Origin of the sequence: Pigmentiphaga sp. CHJ604 (genome assembly GCF_036972535.1) — a bacterium.
GTDB lineage: Bacteria > Pseudomonadota > Gammaproteobacteria > Burkholderiales > Burkholderiaceae_B > Pigmentiphaga > Pigmentiphaga daeguensis.
Genome location: NZ_CP136998.1, coordinates 3,408,100 through 3,424,423 on the forward strand (window position 1 = coordinate 3,408,100; position 16,324 = coordinate 3,424,423).

At 69.1% G+C, this 16,324-nt stretch carries 12 protein-coding genes; 9 read left to right on the top strand and 3 right to left on the bottom strand.

Features of this window, described 5'->3' with window-relative positions; all coding sequences use genetic code 11:
* The first annotated feature begins 180 nt into the window (after window positions 1-180).
* From R4823_RS16405 to R4823_RS16420, 4 genes are read left to right on the top strand one after another with little or no spacing between them, the layout of a single operon-like run.
* A complete protein-coding gene (locus tag R4823_RS16405) occupies window positions 181-1,236 on the top strand; it encodes an ABC transporter substrate-binding protein (protein ID WP_338615442.1) in 1,056 nt (351 codons plus the stop codon).
* Between the two features lie 14 nt (window positions 1,237-1,250).
* Complete coding sequence (locus R4823_RS16410) at window positions 1,251-2,081, top strand: ABC transporter permease (RefSeq protein WP_338615444.1); 831 nt, start codon at window positions 1,251-1,253, stop codon at window positions 2,079-2,081.
* Entirely contained in the window at window positions 2,074-2,871 is a 798-nt protein-coding gene (locus R4823_RS16415) for an ABC transporter permease (protein ID WP_087840512.1), read from the top strand. Before R4823_RS16410 ends, R4823_RS16415 begins: the two co-directional genes overlap by 8 nt.
* On the top strand, window positions 2,871-3,650 hold the full coding sequence (locus tag R4823_RS16420) for an ABC transporter ATP-binding protein (RefSeq protein ID WP_087840510.1): 780 nt from the start codon (window positions 2,871-2,873) through the stop codon (window positions 3,648-3,650). The genes R4823_RS16415 and R4823_RS16420 overlap by 1 nt, the downstream gene beginning before the upstream one ends.
* Before the next feature lie 42 nt (window positions 3,651-3,692).
* Here R4823_RS16420 and sppA read toward each other — a convergent pair whose 3' ends face one another.
* The 3 genes from sppA to R4823_RS16435 form a co-directional block, all read right to left on the bottom strand.
* On the bottom strand, window positions 3,693-4,688 hold the full coding sequence (sppA, locus tag R4823_RS16425; RefSeq protein WP_087840509.1) for a signal peptide peptidase SppA: 996 nt from the start codon (window positions 4,686-4,688) through the stop codon (window positions 3,693-3,695).
* Window positions 4,689-4,807: 119 nt separating this feature from the next.
* The gene (locus tag R4823_RS16430) at window positions 4,808-5,488 is read right to left on the bottom strand and encodes an HAD-IA family hydrolase (RefSeq protein ID WP_087840508.1); all 681 of its coding nucleotides are present in this window, start codon (window positions 5,486-5,488) and stop codon (window positions 4,808-4,810) included.
* Window positions 5,485-6,480 (bottom strand): RluA family pseudouridine synthase, encoded by a 996-nt coding sequence (locus R4823_RS16435; RefSeq protein WP_087840507.1) that lies wholly within the window; start codon window positions 6,478-6,480, stop codon window positions 5,485-5,487. The genes R4823_RS16430 and R4823_RS16435 overlap by 4 nt, the downstream gene beginning before the upstream one ends.
* A gap of 705 nt (window positions 6,481-7,185) precedes the next feature.
* Between R4823_RS16435 and R4823_RS16440 the strand changes: the two genes are divergently transcribed.
* From R4823_RS16440 to R4823_RS16460, 5 genes are all read left to right on the top strand, one after another.
* Window positions 7,186-10,206 carry an Rne/Rng family ribonuclease gene (locus tag R4823_RS16440; RefSeq protein WP_338615449.1) on the top strand — a complete coding sequence of 1,007 codons (3,021 nt, stop codon included), beginning with the start codon at window positions 7,186-7,188 and terminating at the stop codon, window positions 10,204-10,206.
* Between the two features lie 196 nt (window positions 10,207-10,402).
* Window positions 10,403-13,897 carry a response regulator gene (locus R4823_RS16445; RefSeq protein ID WP_338615450.1) on the top strand — a complete coding sequence of 1,165 codons (3,495 nt, stop codon included), beginning with the start codon at window positions 10,403-10,405 and terminating at the stop codon, window positions 13,895-13,897.
* A 16-nt stretch (window positions 13,898-13,913) separates the two neighbouring features.
* Window positions 13,914-14,741, top strand: coding sequence for a CheR family methyltransferase (locus R4823_RS16450; RefSeq protein ID WP_132980452.1), 828 nt, complete (start codon window positions 13,914-13,916; stop codon window positions 14,739-14,741).
* Between the two features lie 12 nt (window positions 14,742-14,753).
* Entirely contained in the window at window positions 14,754-15,314 is a 561-nt protein-coding gene (locus R4823_RS16455; protein ID WP_087840501.1) for a chemotaxis protein CheB, read from the top strand.
* Window positions 15,311-16,321: a diguanylate cyclase gene (locus R4823_RS16460; RefSeq protein ID WP_207958680.1), complete on the top strand. Its 1,011-nt coding sequence runs from the start codon at window positions 15,311-15,313 to the stop codon at window positions 16,319-16,321. Before R4823_RS16455 ends, R4823_RS16460 begins: the two co-directional genes overlap by 4 nt.
* The last annotated feature ends 3 nt before the right edge of the window (window positions 16,322-16,324 follow it).

Genomic DNA, 16,324 nt, shown 5'->3' on the forward strand with positions numbered 1-16,324 from the left:
GCGCGCGCCCTGCACGGGTGAGCCCCCAGTCGCTACGCGGCAGCCCCCCCCACAGGGGGCCGGGGCCCGCCCTGGGGCGGCCCGCGCCCCGTGGGGGCGGCACCGGCGGACCGGCGGAGCCGGATCCGCTGTGCCCTGGCAACGGCTGGGGGCATCGTCATTTTCAACAAGGATAGGAATATGCGGTTCATTCGTTATGCGGCGGCGGTGGTGGTGTCGGGATTGGTGGCGGCGGGCGCGCAGGCGCAGGGCTGGCCGGAGCAGGTGCGGTTCGGCGGGTTCGGACAGGGATTCGGCAAGCCCTATGGGCTGGCGGTGCTGGCGATCGCCCAGGGCAAGGGATTCATCGCCGATGAATTCAAGGGCACGCCGGTCAAGCTGAGCTTCGAGTACTTCACGGGCACGGGGCCGGCGATCAACGAGGCCATCGCCAACAAGCGGCTGGATTTCGCCCAGTACGGCTCGCTGCCCAACATCGTCGGCCGCGCCAACGGGCTACCCACACGCATCGTGGCCTCGTACGGCTACACCACCATCTTCGGCGTGGCCCGGCCCGACCTGCCGGTCAGGTCGTTCAAGGACCTCAAGGGCAAGCGGGTGGCCGTGGCCAAGGGCACGGTGCTCCACTGGGCCTTCCTGAAGGCCCTGGAGGGAAACGGCCTGACCCTCAAGGACGTGACCCTGCTCGACCTGGCCACCGCAGACCAGCTGGCGGCGCTCACGGCAGGCAGCGTGGACGCGGTGATCGGTTCGAGCGTGCTGCTGTCGCTGCGCGACAAGGGACTGGCCAAGGTGTTCTACAGCTCGCACGACATCGGCCCCAAGGCAGCCGGCTTCGGCGCGATCACGGTGACGGAATCGTTCGCGCAGCGCTACCCCGAGGCCACGCAGCGCGTGGTGCGCGGGCTGGTGCGCGCGGCGGAGTGGCTGGGCCATGAGGAGAACCGCGAGGAAGCCCTGCAGATCTGGACCCGCTCCGGCGTGCCCTACCCGGCACTGCGCGACGAATATGCGGGCGTGGCGCTCAAGGATGTATTCAATCCGCGCATCGACGAGTTCTTCATCTCCCAGTACCGCGACGCCATCGCCTTCAGCCGGGAACAGAAACTGATCCGCTCGGGCATCGACCTGCAGCAATGGTTCCTGCCCCGGTACGTCGACCAGGCGCTCGACCAACTCGGCCTGCAGCGAACCTGGCCACGGCGTGACGCCAGCGGCAAGCCGCTGGAAGGCTGAGCGGAGCGACGGCCATGGCTTCCCATACCGACGCCCGCCTGGACGCTATCGCCGTCCCCGCCTCCACGCCTCGCCCTCGCCCTTCGCGGGCCTGGCGCGCCGCGCTGCTTCCCCTGCTGCTGCCGGCCTTGGCGCTGTGCGCCTGGCAACTGGCCGCCTCGCAGGGCTGGATGGCACCACAGATCCTGCCGGCGCCGGAACAGGTATGGGCCAGCTTCGTGGAACTGCTGGAGAACGGCGACATCGCCGCGAACTTCGCCGTCAGCCTGCACCGCATCGGCATGGGTTTCCTGCTGGGCGCCGCGCTGGGCCTGGCCACCGGCATCGCGCTGGGGGTCTCGAACACCGCGCGCGACTATCTCGACCCGCTGCTGCGCGCGCTGTTCGCCATTCCGTCCATCGGCTGGATACCCATCCTGATCCTGGTCTTCGGCATCGCCGAGACGCTGAAGATCCTGATCATCGCCAAGGCGGTCTTCGTGCCCATCGTCATCCATACCGCCCAGGGCATACGCGACATCCCCAAGACCCACCTCGAAACCGCGCGGGTGCTGCGCCTGCGGCCCTGGACCCGCTTCATCCGGGTGATCGCGCCCGCCAGCCTGGGCCCGGTCTTCAGCGGCGTGCGGCTGGGTCTGGGCCACGCGTTCATCGCCCTGATCGTCGTCGAGATGCTGGCCGCCACCGAGGGCATCGGCTACATGATGGTGTGGGGCCGCAAGCAGTTCCAGACCGACATCGTGATCGTCGGCATGATCGTGGTGGGGCTGGCGGGCTTCGCGCTGGATCGCGCCCTGCTGGCCATCGAGCAGATCCTGAACCGCAAGGTGCCGCCCCATGGCTGATACCGCCTGGCAAGGGCCGCTGGCCGCCCTCTCGCGCATTCCACCCCGCGTGCGGCGCGGCGCCGTCCTGCCCGCCGCCCTGGTGCTGGCGTGGCTGGCCGTGGTCGATACCGGCTTCGCGAGGACTCCGCTGCTGGTTCCGCTGCACCAGGTGCTGTCGGCGCCGTTCGTGGATCCGGACGGCCGGCAGATCTGGACCGCGCTGGCCGCCAGCCTGGCGCGGGCCACGGCCGGCATCGCGCTGGGCGCGTCCGCCGGCGTCGCGCTGGGTGTCGCCCTGGGACTGTCGCGCCCGCTCCAGCGCGGAATCGCTCCCACGCTGCACGGGCTGCGCCAGATCGCCCTGTTCGCATGGATTCCGCTGCTGACCGCCTGGTTCGGCACGGGCGAGATCGCCAAGGTGGTCTTCATCTCGCTGTCGGCCTTCTTTCCCGCCTTCCTGAACACCGAGCAGGGCGTGCGGGCGATCGCGCCCGCCTACTGGGAAACCGCGGCGGTGCTGCGGCTGCGGCCGTGGCGCCGAGTGACGAAGATGGTCCTGCCCGCCGCGCTGCCCGCCATCCTGATCGGCCTGGAAATCGCGCTGCTGACTGCCTGGATAGGCACGGTGGGAGCCGAGTACGCGATCGGCGTCGGCCGCGGCCTGGGTTCGTTCCTGGTGGCGGCGCGGGAACTGTTCCGCATGGACCTGGTGCTGGCCGGGGTCGTCGCGCTGGCGCTGGTGGGCTATGCCTGCAACCGGGCCTCGCGCCATGTCTTTTCACGCATCATCACCTGGCGGGACCGCTAATGACGACGTCTTCCCCTTCCCTGGCCCGGCCCGGATCCTACGCGCTGTCCCTGCGCCGGGTGGGCAAGCAATACACCGTGGACGACCAGCCGCTGCCGGTCCTGGAGCGCATCAACCTGGACCTGCGGCACGGCGAATTCCTGAGCATCGTGGGTGCGTCCGGCTGCGGCAAGTCGACGCTGCTGCGCCTGGTGGCCGGCCTGGACGCGGCATTCGAGGGCGAGATCCTGATCGACGGCCGGCCCATCGCCGGACCGGGCATCGAACGCGGCATGGTGTTCCAGGACCACCGTCTCTTCCCCTGGCTGAGCATCGCGGACAACGTCGCGCTGGGACTCGACAGCCTGGATCTCGATCCGCGCGACCGCGACCGGCGCGTGGCGGCGATGCTGGAACTGGTGGGGCTGTCCGCCTTCGCCAAGGCCCATCCCCACCAGCTTTCGGGCGGCATGGCCCAGCGTGCGGCAATCGCCCGCGCATTGGTGTCGGAACCGGAGATACTGCTGATGGACGAGCCCTTCGGCGCCCTGGACTCGCTGACGCGTGTCCACCTGCAGGAGGAGTTGCTGCGCATCTGGTCGCAGCGGCGGGTGACGGTGATCGTGGTGACCCACGACGTGGAGGAAGCCGTCTACCTGAGCGACACGGTGGCGGTCATGGCGCCCCGCCCCGGCCGCGTCGTCGGCGCGACCCGGATCGACCTGCCGCGCCCTCGCGATCGCGCCGATCCGCGCTTCGGCGACATCCGGCGCGCCATCCTGGGACAGTTGCGGCGCTGAGGCCGCCGCGCATCGCGCCCCGGGGCCCCCCGGGGCGGTCCGTCACTTCCAGTGCCAGAAGCCGCCGGCACCGCCCAGGCCGGTCTTGGCCAGCCCGGCGCCGAAGGACACGCCCACGCGCTTGGCGACCCGCTCGGCGAAGTTCTCCCGGACCGTGTAATCCACCACCGTGTCGGCCTGGATGACGTCGCGCGCGACGCTGTCCACCGTGCCCAGTTCGTCGGCCAGGCCCAGTTCGACGCTCTTGGCGCCCGTCCAGATCAGGCCGGTGAACATGTCCGGCGTTTCATGCAGCCGCTCGCCGCGCCCTTCCCGCACCGCGCCGACGAACTGCTGGAAGATTTCCTGGACCAGCGCCTGGGCGTGGGCCTGCTGCCCGGGATTGGCGGGCGAGAACGGATCCAGCAGCGCCTTGTTCTCTCCGGACACGACCAGGCGCCGTTCGATTCCCACCTTGTCCATCAGGCCGGTGAAACCGAAGCCTTCCATGATGACGCCGATGGAGCCGACCACGCTGGCCTTGTTGACGTAGATCTTGTCGGCCGCGGCGGCAACGTAGTAGCCGCCGGAGGCGCAGATTTCCTCGACCACGGCATACACGGGCTTGTCGGGATTCTGGGCGCGCAGGCGGCGGATCTCGTCGAAGATCATGCCGGCCTGGACCGGGCTGCCGCCCGGGCTGTTGATGCGCAGGACCACTCCCTTGGCGTTGTCGTCGTCGAAGGCGGCCTGCAGCGCTGCGTTGATCTTGTCGGCGCTGGCCTCGCCCTGGGCATCGATGACGCCGTCCAGTTCGATCAGCGCGGTATGCGGGTCGGGCGTGCCCGAACCCGAACCCCTGAACAGCACGCCGGTGGCGGCGAGCACCAGCAGGACCACGATGGCGAGCATCAGCAGCCGGAAGAAGATGGTCCAGCGCCGCCTGGCGCGCTGCTCCTTGAGCGAAGCAAAGACCAGCTTCTCCAGCACGTCGCGCTCCCATTCCCCCGGGGCGCGGGACGAAGCATCGGGCGGGGAGGAATAGGCATCCTGGGACATGAAGACAACTCGCTATGAAAGGTCGAAGGTAAGCAATCGCTAGGATAGGGCAAGTCGCGGCGCGGCGACAGCGGCCCTCGCGGCCAGGGCCGGTTCACACCGCGCACCTTGCGCGGGTCCTAGGCCGCCCGGGCCGCGATGCGGCCGTGCAGCCAGTCGCCCAGTTCGGCGATGCTGCCGGCCAGTGTCTGCGGCGCGCATCCGGCCAGCTCGTCCACGGCGTGCGCCCCATAGGTCACGCCCACGCCATGGATCCCGGCGTTGCGGGCCATCTGCAGGTCGTGCGACGTATCGCCCACCATGACGGCGGATGCCGGATCGGCGCCCAGCTCGCGCATGATCTCGAACAACATGGCCGGGTTGGGCTTGGAGAAGGTCTCGTCGGCGCAGCGGGTGGTGTCGAAATACCGCCGGATGCCGGTGGCGTCCAGCGCCCGCTCCAGGCCGACGCGGCTCTTGCCCGTGGCCACCGCCAGCCGCGCGCCGCGCTCGGCCAGGCGCGCCAGCATCTGCTCGGCGCCGGCGAAAAGACGCAGCTGCGGATCGCGGGTCAGGTAATGGAAGCGGTAGCGCGCGACGAAGGCCTGGACCTGGTCCTGCGCCAGCGTGGGAACGGCCGCCATCAGCGCGTCCTGCAGGCTCAGGCCGATGACCCAGGCGGCGGCCTCGTCGGGCGGCACCGGCAGCCCGAGGTCGCGACAGGCGGACTGGATGGCGGCGATGATGGTCGGCGTCGAGTCCATCAGGGTGCCGTCCCAGTCGAACACGATCAGCGAATAGCCCGGGAGGGGTGAAGTCATGGATGTTCCAGTTGCTGTAGGAATTCGACGCAATCTTCGGGCAGACGGGCTTCCAGCGCCAGGGACTCGCCGGTCAGCGGATGCGGGACGGCCAGGGTGTGGGCGTGCAGGAACATCCGGCGGAACCCGCGCCCGGCCGCAGCCGCGTTGGCGTGGTCGTCGCCGTACTTGTCGTCGCCCACGATGGGAAATCCGCAACTGGTCACGTGCACCCGGATCTGGTGGGTCCGCCCGGTCTTGAGCTCGGCGTCCAGCAGGGAATACAGGCCGTAGCGCCGCTTGAGGGTGAAGATGGTGTGGGCCGCCTGACCATCGGGATCGACCTTCACGCGGCGTTCGCCCGACTGGGTGGACCACTTGGTGAGCGGCTTGCGTACATGCTGCCGGTCGTTGACCCAGTCCCCCACGACCAGGACCAGGTAATGCTTGTTCCAGAGGCCGTTGCGCAGCGATTCGTGCAGGCCGACCAGGGCGCTGCGCTTCTTGGCCACCAGCAGCAGCCCCGACGTGTCGCGGTCGAGCCGGTGCACCAGTTCCAGGAAGCGCGCCTCGGGCCGCGCCCGCCGCAACTGTTCGATGACGCCGAAATCCACCCCGCTGCCGCCGTGCACCGCCACGCCTGCCGGCTTGTCGATCGCCAGCAGCGCGTCGTCCTCGAACACGATGGGGAATTCGCCGGGAGGCACGAAGCGCACCGGCGCCTCGGGCAGCCGGAACGGCGGCACCCGGACGACGTCGCCGGCGGCGATCCGGTGGTCCACCGGCACCCGGCCACGGTTGACCCGCACCTGGCCGCCCCGGATGGCCTTGTACAGGTGGCTCTTGGGCACGCCCTTGCACAGGCGCAGCAGGAAATTGTCCAGCCGCTGGCCATCGTGCGCCTCGTCCACTTCGACCAGGCGCACGGCGGGGGCCGCGGCCGGTTCGGGGTTCCGGGGCGGGCGGCCCTGGCCGGGCGTGGATTTCGCTTTGCGCAACAATGGTAGCGACATATAATCCTGAAGCCTGATCGAATCAGGCGGGTTGGAGCACAGGGTTGACGTACACGTTGTGTCCCTGAACCGCGCTTCCGGCGTCGAGACGCGCTTTCATGCGGCGTTTCCGCCAGATGTGCGCGAGACACCTTTCCGAATCCAGGCCGCGTCCCAATCGGGCTGCCGCCTGCCGCTGAATGTTTCGCGGCAAGCCGTGCAGCCTTTGCAGCACGCCGCCGGGTCAGGACAGGTCGCAAAGTGTGCCGGAATTGTACCCGTCCCGCCCGCCGGATTCTTCCGGGCCGTCATGGTCGCCCGCCCGTCGCGCCGCAATGGCTTCGAACCCGAAGCCCAACCGCGCGACGACGGATATGCGCCCGCGGACGCAAGTACAAAGAAACCGTCGTATACGCAAAGGCTCGCCCAAGAGGCGAGTCTGTCTGGCTCGCAAATACCGTGAACACCACTGCTTTCGATACCGCAACCGTCCCTCGCCCCCACCGCAAGCCGCGGTCAGTGGGCGACGGCCGCGGCATCCACGGTGCCTGCGCTCTCTCCCGACCTTGCGCATTCCCACCCGGCCGGTCATCGTGACCTGAGTCCGCGGGGTGCGGCTTTTCGCGCACCGGTTTCCTCCACTCGCTCCGCGCACCGCGCATCTTCCCGACGGCCCGAGGCTGCGCGCCGGTTTTCGGCGCGACACGACCACGGAGAACTTCATACATGAAGCGCATGCTGTTCAACGCAACGCACCAGGAAGAACTGCGCGTTGCCATCGTCGACGGGCAGAAGCTCATCGACCTCGACATCGAAACCGCCGGCCGCGAACAACGCAAAGGCAACATCTACAAGGGCGTCGTCACCCGCATCGAACCCAGCCTGGAAGCCTGCTTCGTCAACTACGGCGAGGAACGCCACGGCTTCCTTCCCTTCAAGGAAATCGCCCGCACCTACTTCAAGGAAGGCGTGGACGTGCGCAGCGCCCGCATCCAGGACGTGCTGCGCGAAGGCCAGGAACTCATCGTCCAGGTCGAGAAGGAAGAGCGCGGCAACAAGGGCGCGGCCCTGACCACGTTCATCTCGCTGGCCGGCCGCTACCTGGTGCTGATGCCCAACAACCCCCGCGGCGGCGGCGTGTCGCGCCGCGTCGAGGGCGAAGACCGCCAGGAGCTGCGTGAAACCATGGAGCAGCTCCAGGTTCCGCAGGGCATGAGCATCATCGCCCGCACCGCCGGCATCGGCCGCAACGTCGAAGAGCTGCAATGGGACCTGTCCTACCTGATGCAGCTGTGGACCGCCATCGACGGCGCCGCCCGCGAGAATGCCGGCCCCATCCTGATCTACCTGGAATCGAGCCTGGTCATCCGGGCCATCCGCGACTATTTCTCGCCCGACATCGGCGAGATCCTGATCGACACCGACGACATCGCCGACCAGGCCTGCGCCTTCATGAGCGTGGTCATGCCGGACAACGTCCAGCGGGTGAAACGCTACCGCGACGACGTGCCCCTGTTCTCGCGCTTCCAGATCGAACACCAGATCGAGACCGCCTACGCCCGCACGGTGCCCCTGCCCTCGGGCGGCGCGGTGGTGATCGACCACACCGAGGCCCTGGTCGCGGTGGACGTCAACTCGGCGCGCGCCACCAAGGGCAGCGACATCGAGGAAACCGCGCTGCGCACCAACCTGGAAGCGGCCGACGAAGTGGCCCGCCAGTTGCGCCTGCGCGACCTGGGCGGCCTGATCGTCATCGACTTCATCGACATGGAAGACGGCAAGAACCAGCGCGCCGTCGAGCAGCGCCTGCGCGAAGCCCTCCATTTCGACCGCGCCCGCGTGCAGATGGGCAAGATCTCGCGCTTCGGCCTGATGGAGCTGTCGCGCCAGCGGCTGCGCCCGGCGCTGAACGAGGGCTCGCACATCACCTGCCCGCGCTGCAACGGCACCGGCGTCATCCGCGACACCGAGTCCAGCGCCCTGCAGGTGCTGCGCCTGATCCAGGAAGAGTCCATGAAGGAAAACACCGCCGCCGTGCACGCCCAGGTGCCGGTGGAAGTGGCCACCTTCCTGCTGAACGAGAAGCGCACCGACATCGCCAAGATGGAAGCGCGCCTGAAGGTCAACGTCATCCTCATCCCCAACAAGCACCTGGATACGCCGCACCATCGCATCGAGCGCCTGCGGCACGACGACCCCAGGCTGGAAAGCACCAAGGCCAGCTTCGAGCTGGCCGAGGCGCCCGAGACCAACCTTGCCTATTCCGCGCAGGAACACGAGGTCAAGGCCCGCCCCGAGGCGCTCGTCAAGGGCATCACCCCCGCCCAGCCGGCGCCCGTCTCCTCCACGCCCCCGTCCGGCGCGAATGGCTCGCGAGCCAAGGCCGAGCCCGCCGCGGCGCCATCCGCCGGCGGCTTCTCGGCCCTGGTGTCGCGCCTGTTCGGCTGGCTGAAGGGCAGCCCCGCCCAGCCGGCCGAGCCGGCCGCCCGCCCGCGCAAGGAAGAATCGCGCGAGGAACGAGACGCTCATCGCAACCGCCGCCGCCCGCCCCAGGGCGGCAACCGCGGCCGCCGCGACAACCGCGAGGCGCGCCCCGATGACCGCGAGCGCCAGGAAGGCGAGGAAGGCCGCAAGGAAGCCCGCGATTCGCGCGGACAGCGCCGCGATGGCCGCCGGGACGACCGTGCCCGCGCGTCCAGGCAGGAAGAGCAGCGCCCCGTGGCCGTCGCGCCCGTCGCCGATGACGCCGAGCAACAGTCGGGCGAGGCTCGCAACCGCAACCGCCGCGGCCGCCGCGGAGGACGCCGCGAGGACCTGCCGGCCGATGAAGCCGCCGGCTCGACCGTTGCCGCGGCCGCCGTCGTGGCTGGCGAGGCCGTCGCACCCGTCGCCGCCCCCGAGGCCCCGATCGTCCCCGACGCGCCCCTGACCGCCGAGCCGCAAGGTCTCCAGGAAGAGGAACCGCTCGCCGCCGCCGATGGCGCCGATGGCGAACCGGAACGCAAGCGCCGCCGCCGTCGTGGCCGCCGTGGCCGCCGCCAGGGCGAAGCCGGCGCCCAACTGGGCGAAGATGGCCTGCAGGACGACGAGGCAGCCGATGACGAAGACGCCGCCCCGGCCCAGCCGCTGGCCACGGTATCCGAGCCCATCCTGATCACGGCCGAGGCCCTGCCCATCGACACGCCCGCCCCCGTGGTGGCGGAAGTCGTGCACGCGCCGGCCCAGCCCGCCCAGGAAGCCCAGCCGTCGCAAGAGGCCGCTCCCCAGGCCGAGGAAACCGCCCCCGTGGCGGCTCCGCAGGCGGTCGAGGAACCCGCGCCCGCCATTGCCGCCGAGGCCCCTGTGCAGCAGGCCGCCGAAGCTCCGGTCCAGCCGGCCGAGCCCGCAGGCGAGCCCGCGCCCCAGGCCGAGGCTCCCGCCGCGCAGCCTGAACCGGTTGCCGCGGAGGCCCAGGCCGAGGTGCCCGCGCCCGTGGCCGAGACGCCTGCTCCGCAACCGTCCTCCATCCTGGATACGCCGGCCCAGATCGTCGTTCCCCAGGCCGCCGCGTCCCACGACGAACTCGTGCGCGTGGTCGAGCAGGCCGGCATGCAGTGGGTGGAAACGGACAGCGCCAAGCTGGCGGCTGCCCGCCAGGCCGCTCCCGCCGCCGCGCCGGTCCGCCTGGGCCGCGAGCCGCGTGTCCGGCCGCCGGCGGCCGCCGAGGCGCTGGTCCAGGTGGAAACCCGTCCCGAGCTGCGTCACTGATCACGCAGCCGGGCCGTCACGAATGCCGCACGTTCGCGTGCGGCATTTTTTTTGCCCGGAGTCCGGCCTGCCAGCCCACGGCATCATGTTGCACGGGCGGCCGCCGAAGCGGTGCCGCAAAATCACCACAAGGCTGCCCGAGCCCGGCCGCAACGCCTAGAATGGCGGCTTGGCCTGCCCTACGGGATATCCCCCCATGTCCAGCAAGAAGACCCTCGAGAACTCATGGCTGGGGAATATCCCGCTGACCGGCAAGGTATCGCTGCTGGTGGGCTCGCTGCTGACCCTGTTCATCGTCTCCAGCATCGGCACGTCGCTGGTCCTGGAACAGGAGAAGCAGAACCGGGCCGCCTTCCGCGCCACGGTCGACCTGCTGCGCGAGATCGAGCAGACCAATCGCGTGCTGTATCAGCGGCAGTCCGAACTGCGGCAGTTGCTGCTGAGCCCGGGCGAGCCCGACACCAAGACGCTGCAGACGGCCAACGCCGCGATCACGCAGCACCTGGACCACCTGGAACAGCAGGTCCGGAACGACGCCGCGCAAAGCACCCGGCTGGACACCATACGCGGCCTGGACGCCAGTTGGCGCAACAATGTCGAACAACAGGTGCTGCCCGAGCTGCGGCGCCTGGCCAAGGAATCGCCGGCCGAGGCCGCCAGCCAGCGCGAGCGGCTCTTCCCGAAGTTCACCGCCAGCACCCCGGTCGCCACACCGGCCATCGTCGCGGCCCTCGACGGGTTCGGCACCTATGCGCGGCGGCAGTTGGAAGAGCGCGAGAGTGCCCTGGAGCAGTCTGAATCCCAGCGCGAGTGGCTGCTGTGGGGCACGCTGCTGCTGGCCGCGCTGTGCGGCGTGGCGGCCTTGCGGCTGTCGGCCACGCTCGTGACCCGGCCCTTGCGCCTGATGAGCGAGCGCATGGAGCGCCTGGCCCGGCACGACCACGCCATCGAAACGCCCCGGCTCGACCGGCGCGACGAGATCGGCACCATCTCCAGGGCCTTGACCGAGTTCAAGCAGATGGCCATCGACATCTCGGACCAGAATTGGGTGGGCCACTGCGTGGGACGGATCGCCGACCGCCTGCAGCGCGCGTCGTCCCATGCCGAGTTCGCCCAGGCGCTGCTGTCGCAACTGGGCACGGAGCTGGGCGCGGGCGTGGCGCTGTTCCACCTGCGCGCGGAGGACGACGTCCTGCATCCGGTCGGACACTACGGATACCAGCCCGATCCCGCGGACCGGATCCAGCCGTTCAGGATGGGCGAAGGCCTGGTCGGCCAATGTGCCCGCGAAGCCCGGGTCATCGAGCTCGACGCGGTGCCGGACCATTACCTGCGCATGCGGTCCGGCCTGGGCGAGGCCGTGCCTCCCCGCCTGATGCTGATCCCCGTCCTGTCGATGGAGCACGTCCTTGCCGTCATCGAGCTGGGCCTGATGGGGCCCCTGGACGTCCGCCGCCGCCGCCTGCTGGAAACCCTGCTGCCCGTCGTCGCCCTGTCGCTGGAGAACATCACGCGCTCGGTGCGTACCCGGGAGCTCCTGGAACGCACGCAAAGCCAGGCCGCCGAGCTGCGCACCTCCGAGGAAGAACTGCGCACGCAGCAAGAGGAGCTGCAGGCCTCGAACGAAGAGCTGCGCCAGCAATCCGAGATCCTGAACCAGCAGAAGACGCTGCTGGAAGCCCTGCAGCGGGAGACGGCCGACAAGGCGGACGCGCTGGCCCGCGCCAGCCAGTACAAGTCCGACTTCCTGGCCAACATGTCGCACGAGCTGCGCACGCCGCTCAACAGCCTGCTGATCCTGTCCAACGACCTGGCCGAGAACCGCGAAGGCAACCTGAGCGAAGAGCAGGTCGAGTCGGCCCGCATCATCCACGAAGGCGGCACCAATCTGCTGCGCCTGATCAACGACATCCTGGACCTGTCCAAGATCGAGGCCGGGAAGATGGAACTGTCGCTCGAACAGGTGGACCTGCGCGTTTTCGCGGCCCGGCTCAAGCGTCAGTTCGATCACGTGGCGCGCGGCAAGGGACTGCGTTTCGCGGTCGAGATCGCCGATGCGCTGCCGTCCGCGGTGCAGGCCGACGGCGGCAAGCTCGAGCAGATCGTGACCAACCTGCTCGGCAATGCCTTCAAGTTCACCCAGTCGGGCGAGGTCCGGCTGGTGCTGCGGCGCCCGGCCGCCGATCTTCCCGGCTTTCCGGCGGACCGGTCCGTCTCGATCGAAGTGCACGATACCGGCATCGGCATCCCGCCCGAAAAATTCGCGCAGGTCTTCGGCGCGTTTGAACAGCTCGATGCCGGCACCAGCCGCCAGTTCGGCGGCACGGGCCTGGGGTTGGCGATCTCCCGCCGCCTCGCGCGGCTGCACCATGGCGACATCCAGTTGCGCAGCGAGCCCGGGCAAGGCAGCGTCTTCACGGTGCTGCTGCCGCAGGCCCAGCCCGGCGCGGCCGAACCGGCACCCCTTGCCGAGGCGCCCCCCGCGGCCGGCGACGCCACGGCGACGCTGCCGGATACACCGCCCGCCGCCCCCGCGTCCTCGCGCGACACCACCATCCTCGTGATCGAGGACGATCCGGCCTTCGCCCGCGTCCTGGCCGACATGATCCGGCGCAAGGGCTGTACGGCCCTGGTGGCCCACGGCGGCGAAGCCGGCCTGCAGCTCGCCCGCCAGCACCACCCCACCGGCATCATCCTGGACCTGATGCTGCCCGACATGGACGGCTGGACCGTCCTGGAACGGCTCAAGGCCGAGCCCGGCCTGCGCCACGTCCCGGTGCATATCGTCTCGGCGCTGGACGAACCCGCGCGCACGCGGGACTCCGGCATCGCCGGCTACCTGACCAAGCCGGTATCGGCCGACGCGCTCAACGGCGCCATCGACCGCCTGATGCTGCCGACCGAAGGACAGGTCCGGCGGCTGCTGATCATCGATGACGATCCGGCTTCCCGCACCTCGGTGCGGACCCTGCTGTCCTCCCAGCCCGTCGAGATCTCGGAAGCAGGCTCGGCCGAGGAGGCGCTGGCCATGCTGCGCGGCGAAACCTTCGATTGCGTCGTGCTGGACCTGGGCCTGCCGGGCATCTCAGGCTTCGACTTCCTCGAACAACTGTCCACCGTCGAACCGCGCCCGCCGATCGTGGTGTATTCCGCCCGCGAGCTGTCGCGCGAAGACCAGTTGCGGATACGCTCCCACACCGACAGCGTGGTGATCAAGGGCGCGCACTCGTCGGAACGGCTACTGGACGAAGTCAGCCTCTTCCTGCACAGCGTGCGGCTGCGCCCCGCCGCGCCGGCCTCGGGCAGCGACGACGACCTGAAGGGGCGCAAGGTCCTGATGGTGGACGACGACATGCGCAACCTGTTCGCCCTGTCCAAGGCGCTGCGCGGCCGCGGCATGGAGGTCCTGATGGCGCAGGACGGCAGCAAGGCCCTGCGTCAGCTGGAAGAAAACCCCGACATCGAGCTGGTGCTGATGGACGTCATGATGCCGGTCATGGACGGCTACGAGGCCACGCAGGAGATCCGCAAGAATCCGCGCCATGCGCATCTGCCCATCATTTCGCTCACGGCCAAGGCCATGCAGGGCGACCGCGAGAAGAGCCTCGCCTCGGGCGCCAACGACTACCTGCCGAAACCGGTGGACATTCCCAAGCTGCTGTCTATGATGCGAGTATGGCTGCACCGCTAGGGCGGCCTGGAACGCCATGGAACCCGACCTGGACGAAATCGAGCTGGACCTGTTCGTGGAAGCCCTGCGGCGGCGCCACGGCTACGACCTGAGCCAGTACGCGCGCCCCTCGCTCAAGCGGCGCGTGCAGGGGCTGGTCCGCCAGCACGGCCTGGCGCACATCGGCGAGCTCACTTCGCGCATGCTGCGCGACGCCTCCTTCCTGCCGCAGGTGATCGAAGGGCTGTCGGTGCCCGTCTCGGAAATGTTCCGCGACCCTTTCGTGTTCGAGGCGCTGCGCACCAAGGTGTTCCCTGTCCTGGCCTCGTATCCCAGCATCAACATCTGGCAGGCGGGCTGCGCCCACGGCGAGGAAGTCTATTCGCTCGCCATCCTGCTGCAGGAAGCCGGGCTCTACGATCGCAGCCAGATCTACGCCACCGACTTTTCCGATGCCGCGCTGGCGCGAGCCCGGGAAGGCATCTTCCCCGTACGCGAGGCGCGGGCGGCCTCGCTGCGCTACCAGCAGGCGGGCGGCACCCGTACCCTGGCCGATTACTACCACGCGCGCTACAACCTGGTGAAGCTGGACGAATCGCTGTGCCGGAACGTGGTCTTCGCCAACCACAATCTCGCCACCGACGGTGTGTTTTGCGAAGCGCACCTGATCCTGTGCCGCAACGTGCTGATCTACTTCAACAACGTCTTGCAGGACCGCACGCTGGCCCTGTTCGCCGACAGCCTCGTGCGCGGCGGCTTCCTGTGCCTGGGCACCAAGGAAAATCTCGCGCTGGCATCGGCCTCCTCCAGCTTCGCCACGGTGGACGGTCCGGCGCGGATCTTCCGGTCGATACGGGCGACCTGACGGAGAGATGCGATGGAACTGGTGGCCATCGGCTGTTCCACCGGCGGACTGAAGGCCCTGCAAATCCTGCTGCGCGGCCTGGCCCCCTGCCCCCGGACCGCGTTCGTCGTCGTCATCCACACGGCGTCCGCCGATGCCGACTCCCTGCGCAGGTTGCTCGCCCGCGACACGCCGATGCCCGTGCAGGAAGCGCAGGAGCGCGCGCCCGTGCTGCCCGGCGTGCTGTATGTCGCCCCGCCGGGCTATCATTTGCTGATTGGGGCCGATCACTATTTCTATCTGAATGTCGACCCCAAGGTCTGCTTCGTGCGACCCAGCATCGACGTGCTGTTCGAATCGGCCGCCGATGCGTACCGCCACCGCATGGCCGGCGTGATCCTGACCGGCGCCAACGACGACGGCGCCCGCGGATTGCGCTGCGTCCGGCAGGCCGGGGGTATCGCGCTGGTGCAGGACCCGGAGGAAGCGGAAGCCTCCGGCATGCCGGAAGCCGCGCTTTCCCTGGCGGGCGCCGACCATTGCCTCGGGCTCGCCGACATTGCGAGCGAACTCAACCGGATGTGCCTATCTTGAAGACCGACCTGCCCACACCCAAGATCCTGATCGTGGACGACACGCCGGCCAATCTGTTCGCCATGCGCAAGCTGCTGGCGCAGATCGATGCCGAACTGGTCACGGTCGCCTCGGGCAACGAAGCGCTGGCGCTTTGCCTGGACGAGCGCTTCGCGCTGATCCTGCTCGATGTCAACATGCCCGAGATGGACGGCTACGAAGTCGCCGCCCTGCTGGCCAACGAACCGCTCAATCGCGACACGCCCATCATCTTCGTCACCGCCGCCTTCGCCGACGACCTGAATCAGTTGAAAGGCTATCGCAGCGGCGCGGTGGACTACATCGCCAAGCCGGTCAACGACTCGATACTGCTGTCCAAGGTCAAGGTGTTCCTGGAGCTGGAAACCAGCCGCCAGCGGCTCGCGCAGGCGCTGTCCACGCTGGAACAGCGCAACCAGCAACTGCAGGTGGAGATCGCCGAACGCCGGCGCATCGAGGAACAGATGCGGCACCAGGCCACGCACGACCAGTTGACGGGCCTGCCGAACCGGGCCTTGTTCATCGAGACGCTGGACCGCTTCCTGAGCCGTGCCCAGCGACACGATGAACTGTTCGCCCTGCTGTACGTGGACATCGACGGCTTCAAGCAGGTCAACGACGGCCATGGCCACCAGGCCGGCGACATGCTGTTGCAGGCCTTCTCGCTGCGGCTGCGGTCCGCCCTGCGCGCCGAGGACGTCGTGGCCCGCCTGGGCGGCGACGAATTCGGCGTCCTGCTGTGCAAGGCCGCCGACGGCGGCGCGATCCGGCAAAAATGCGTCGACCTGTGCGAGATCCTGCGCGCGCCCTATCGCCTGACCACCAATGGCCAGGCGTTCACGGCCCACGTGGGCGCAAGCATCGGCGCCGCGATCGCCATGCAACACGGCACCAGCCGCGACAGCCTGGTGCAGGCGGCCGACAACGCGATGTACGAAGCCAAGCGCAGCGGCAAGAACCAGGCGAGACTGGCCACCACGCTGCTGTGACCG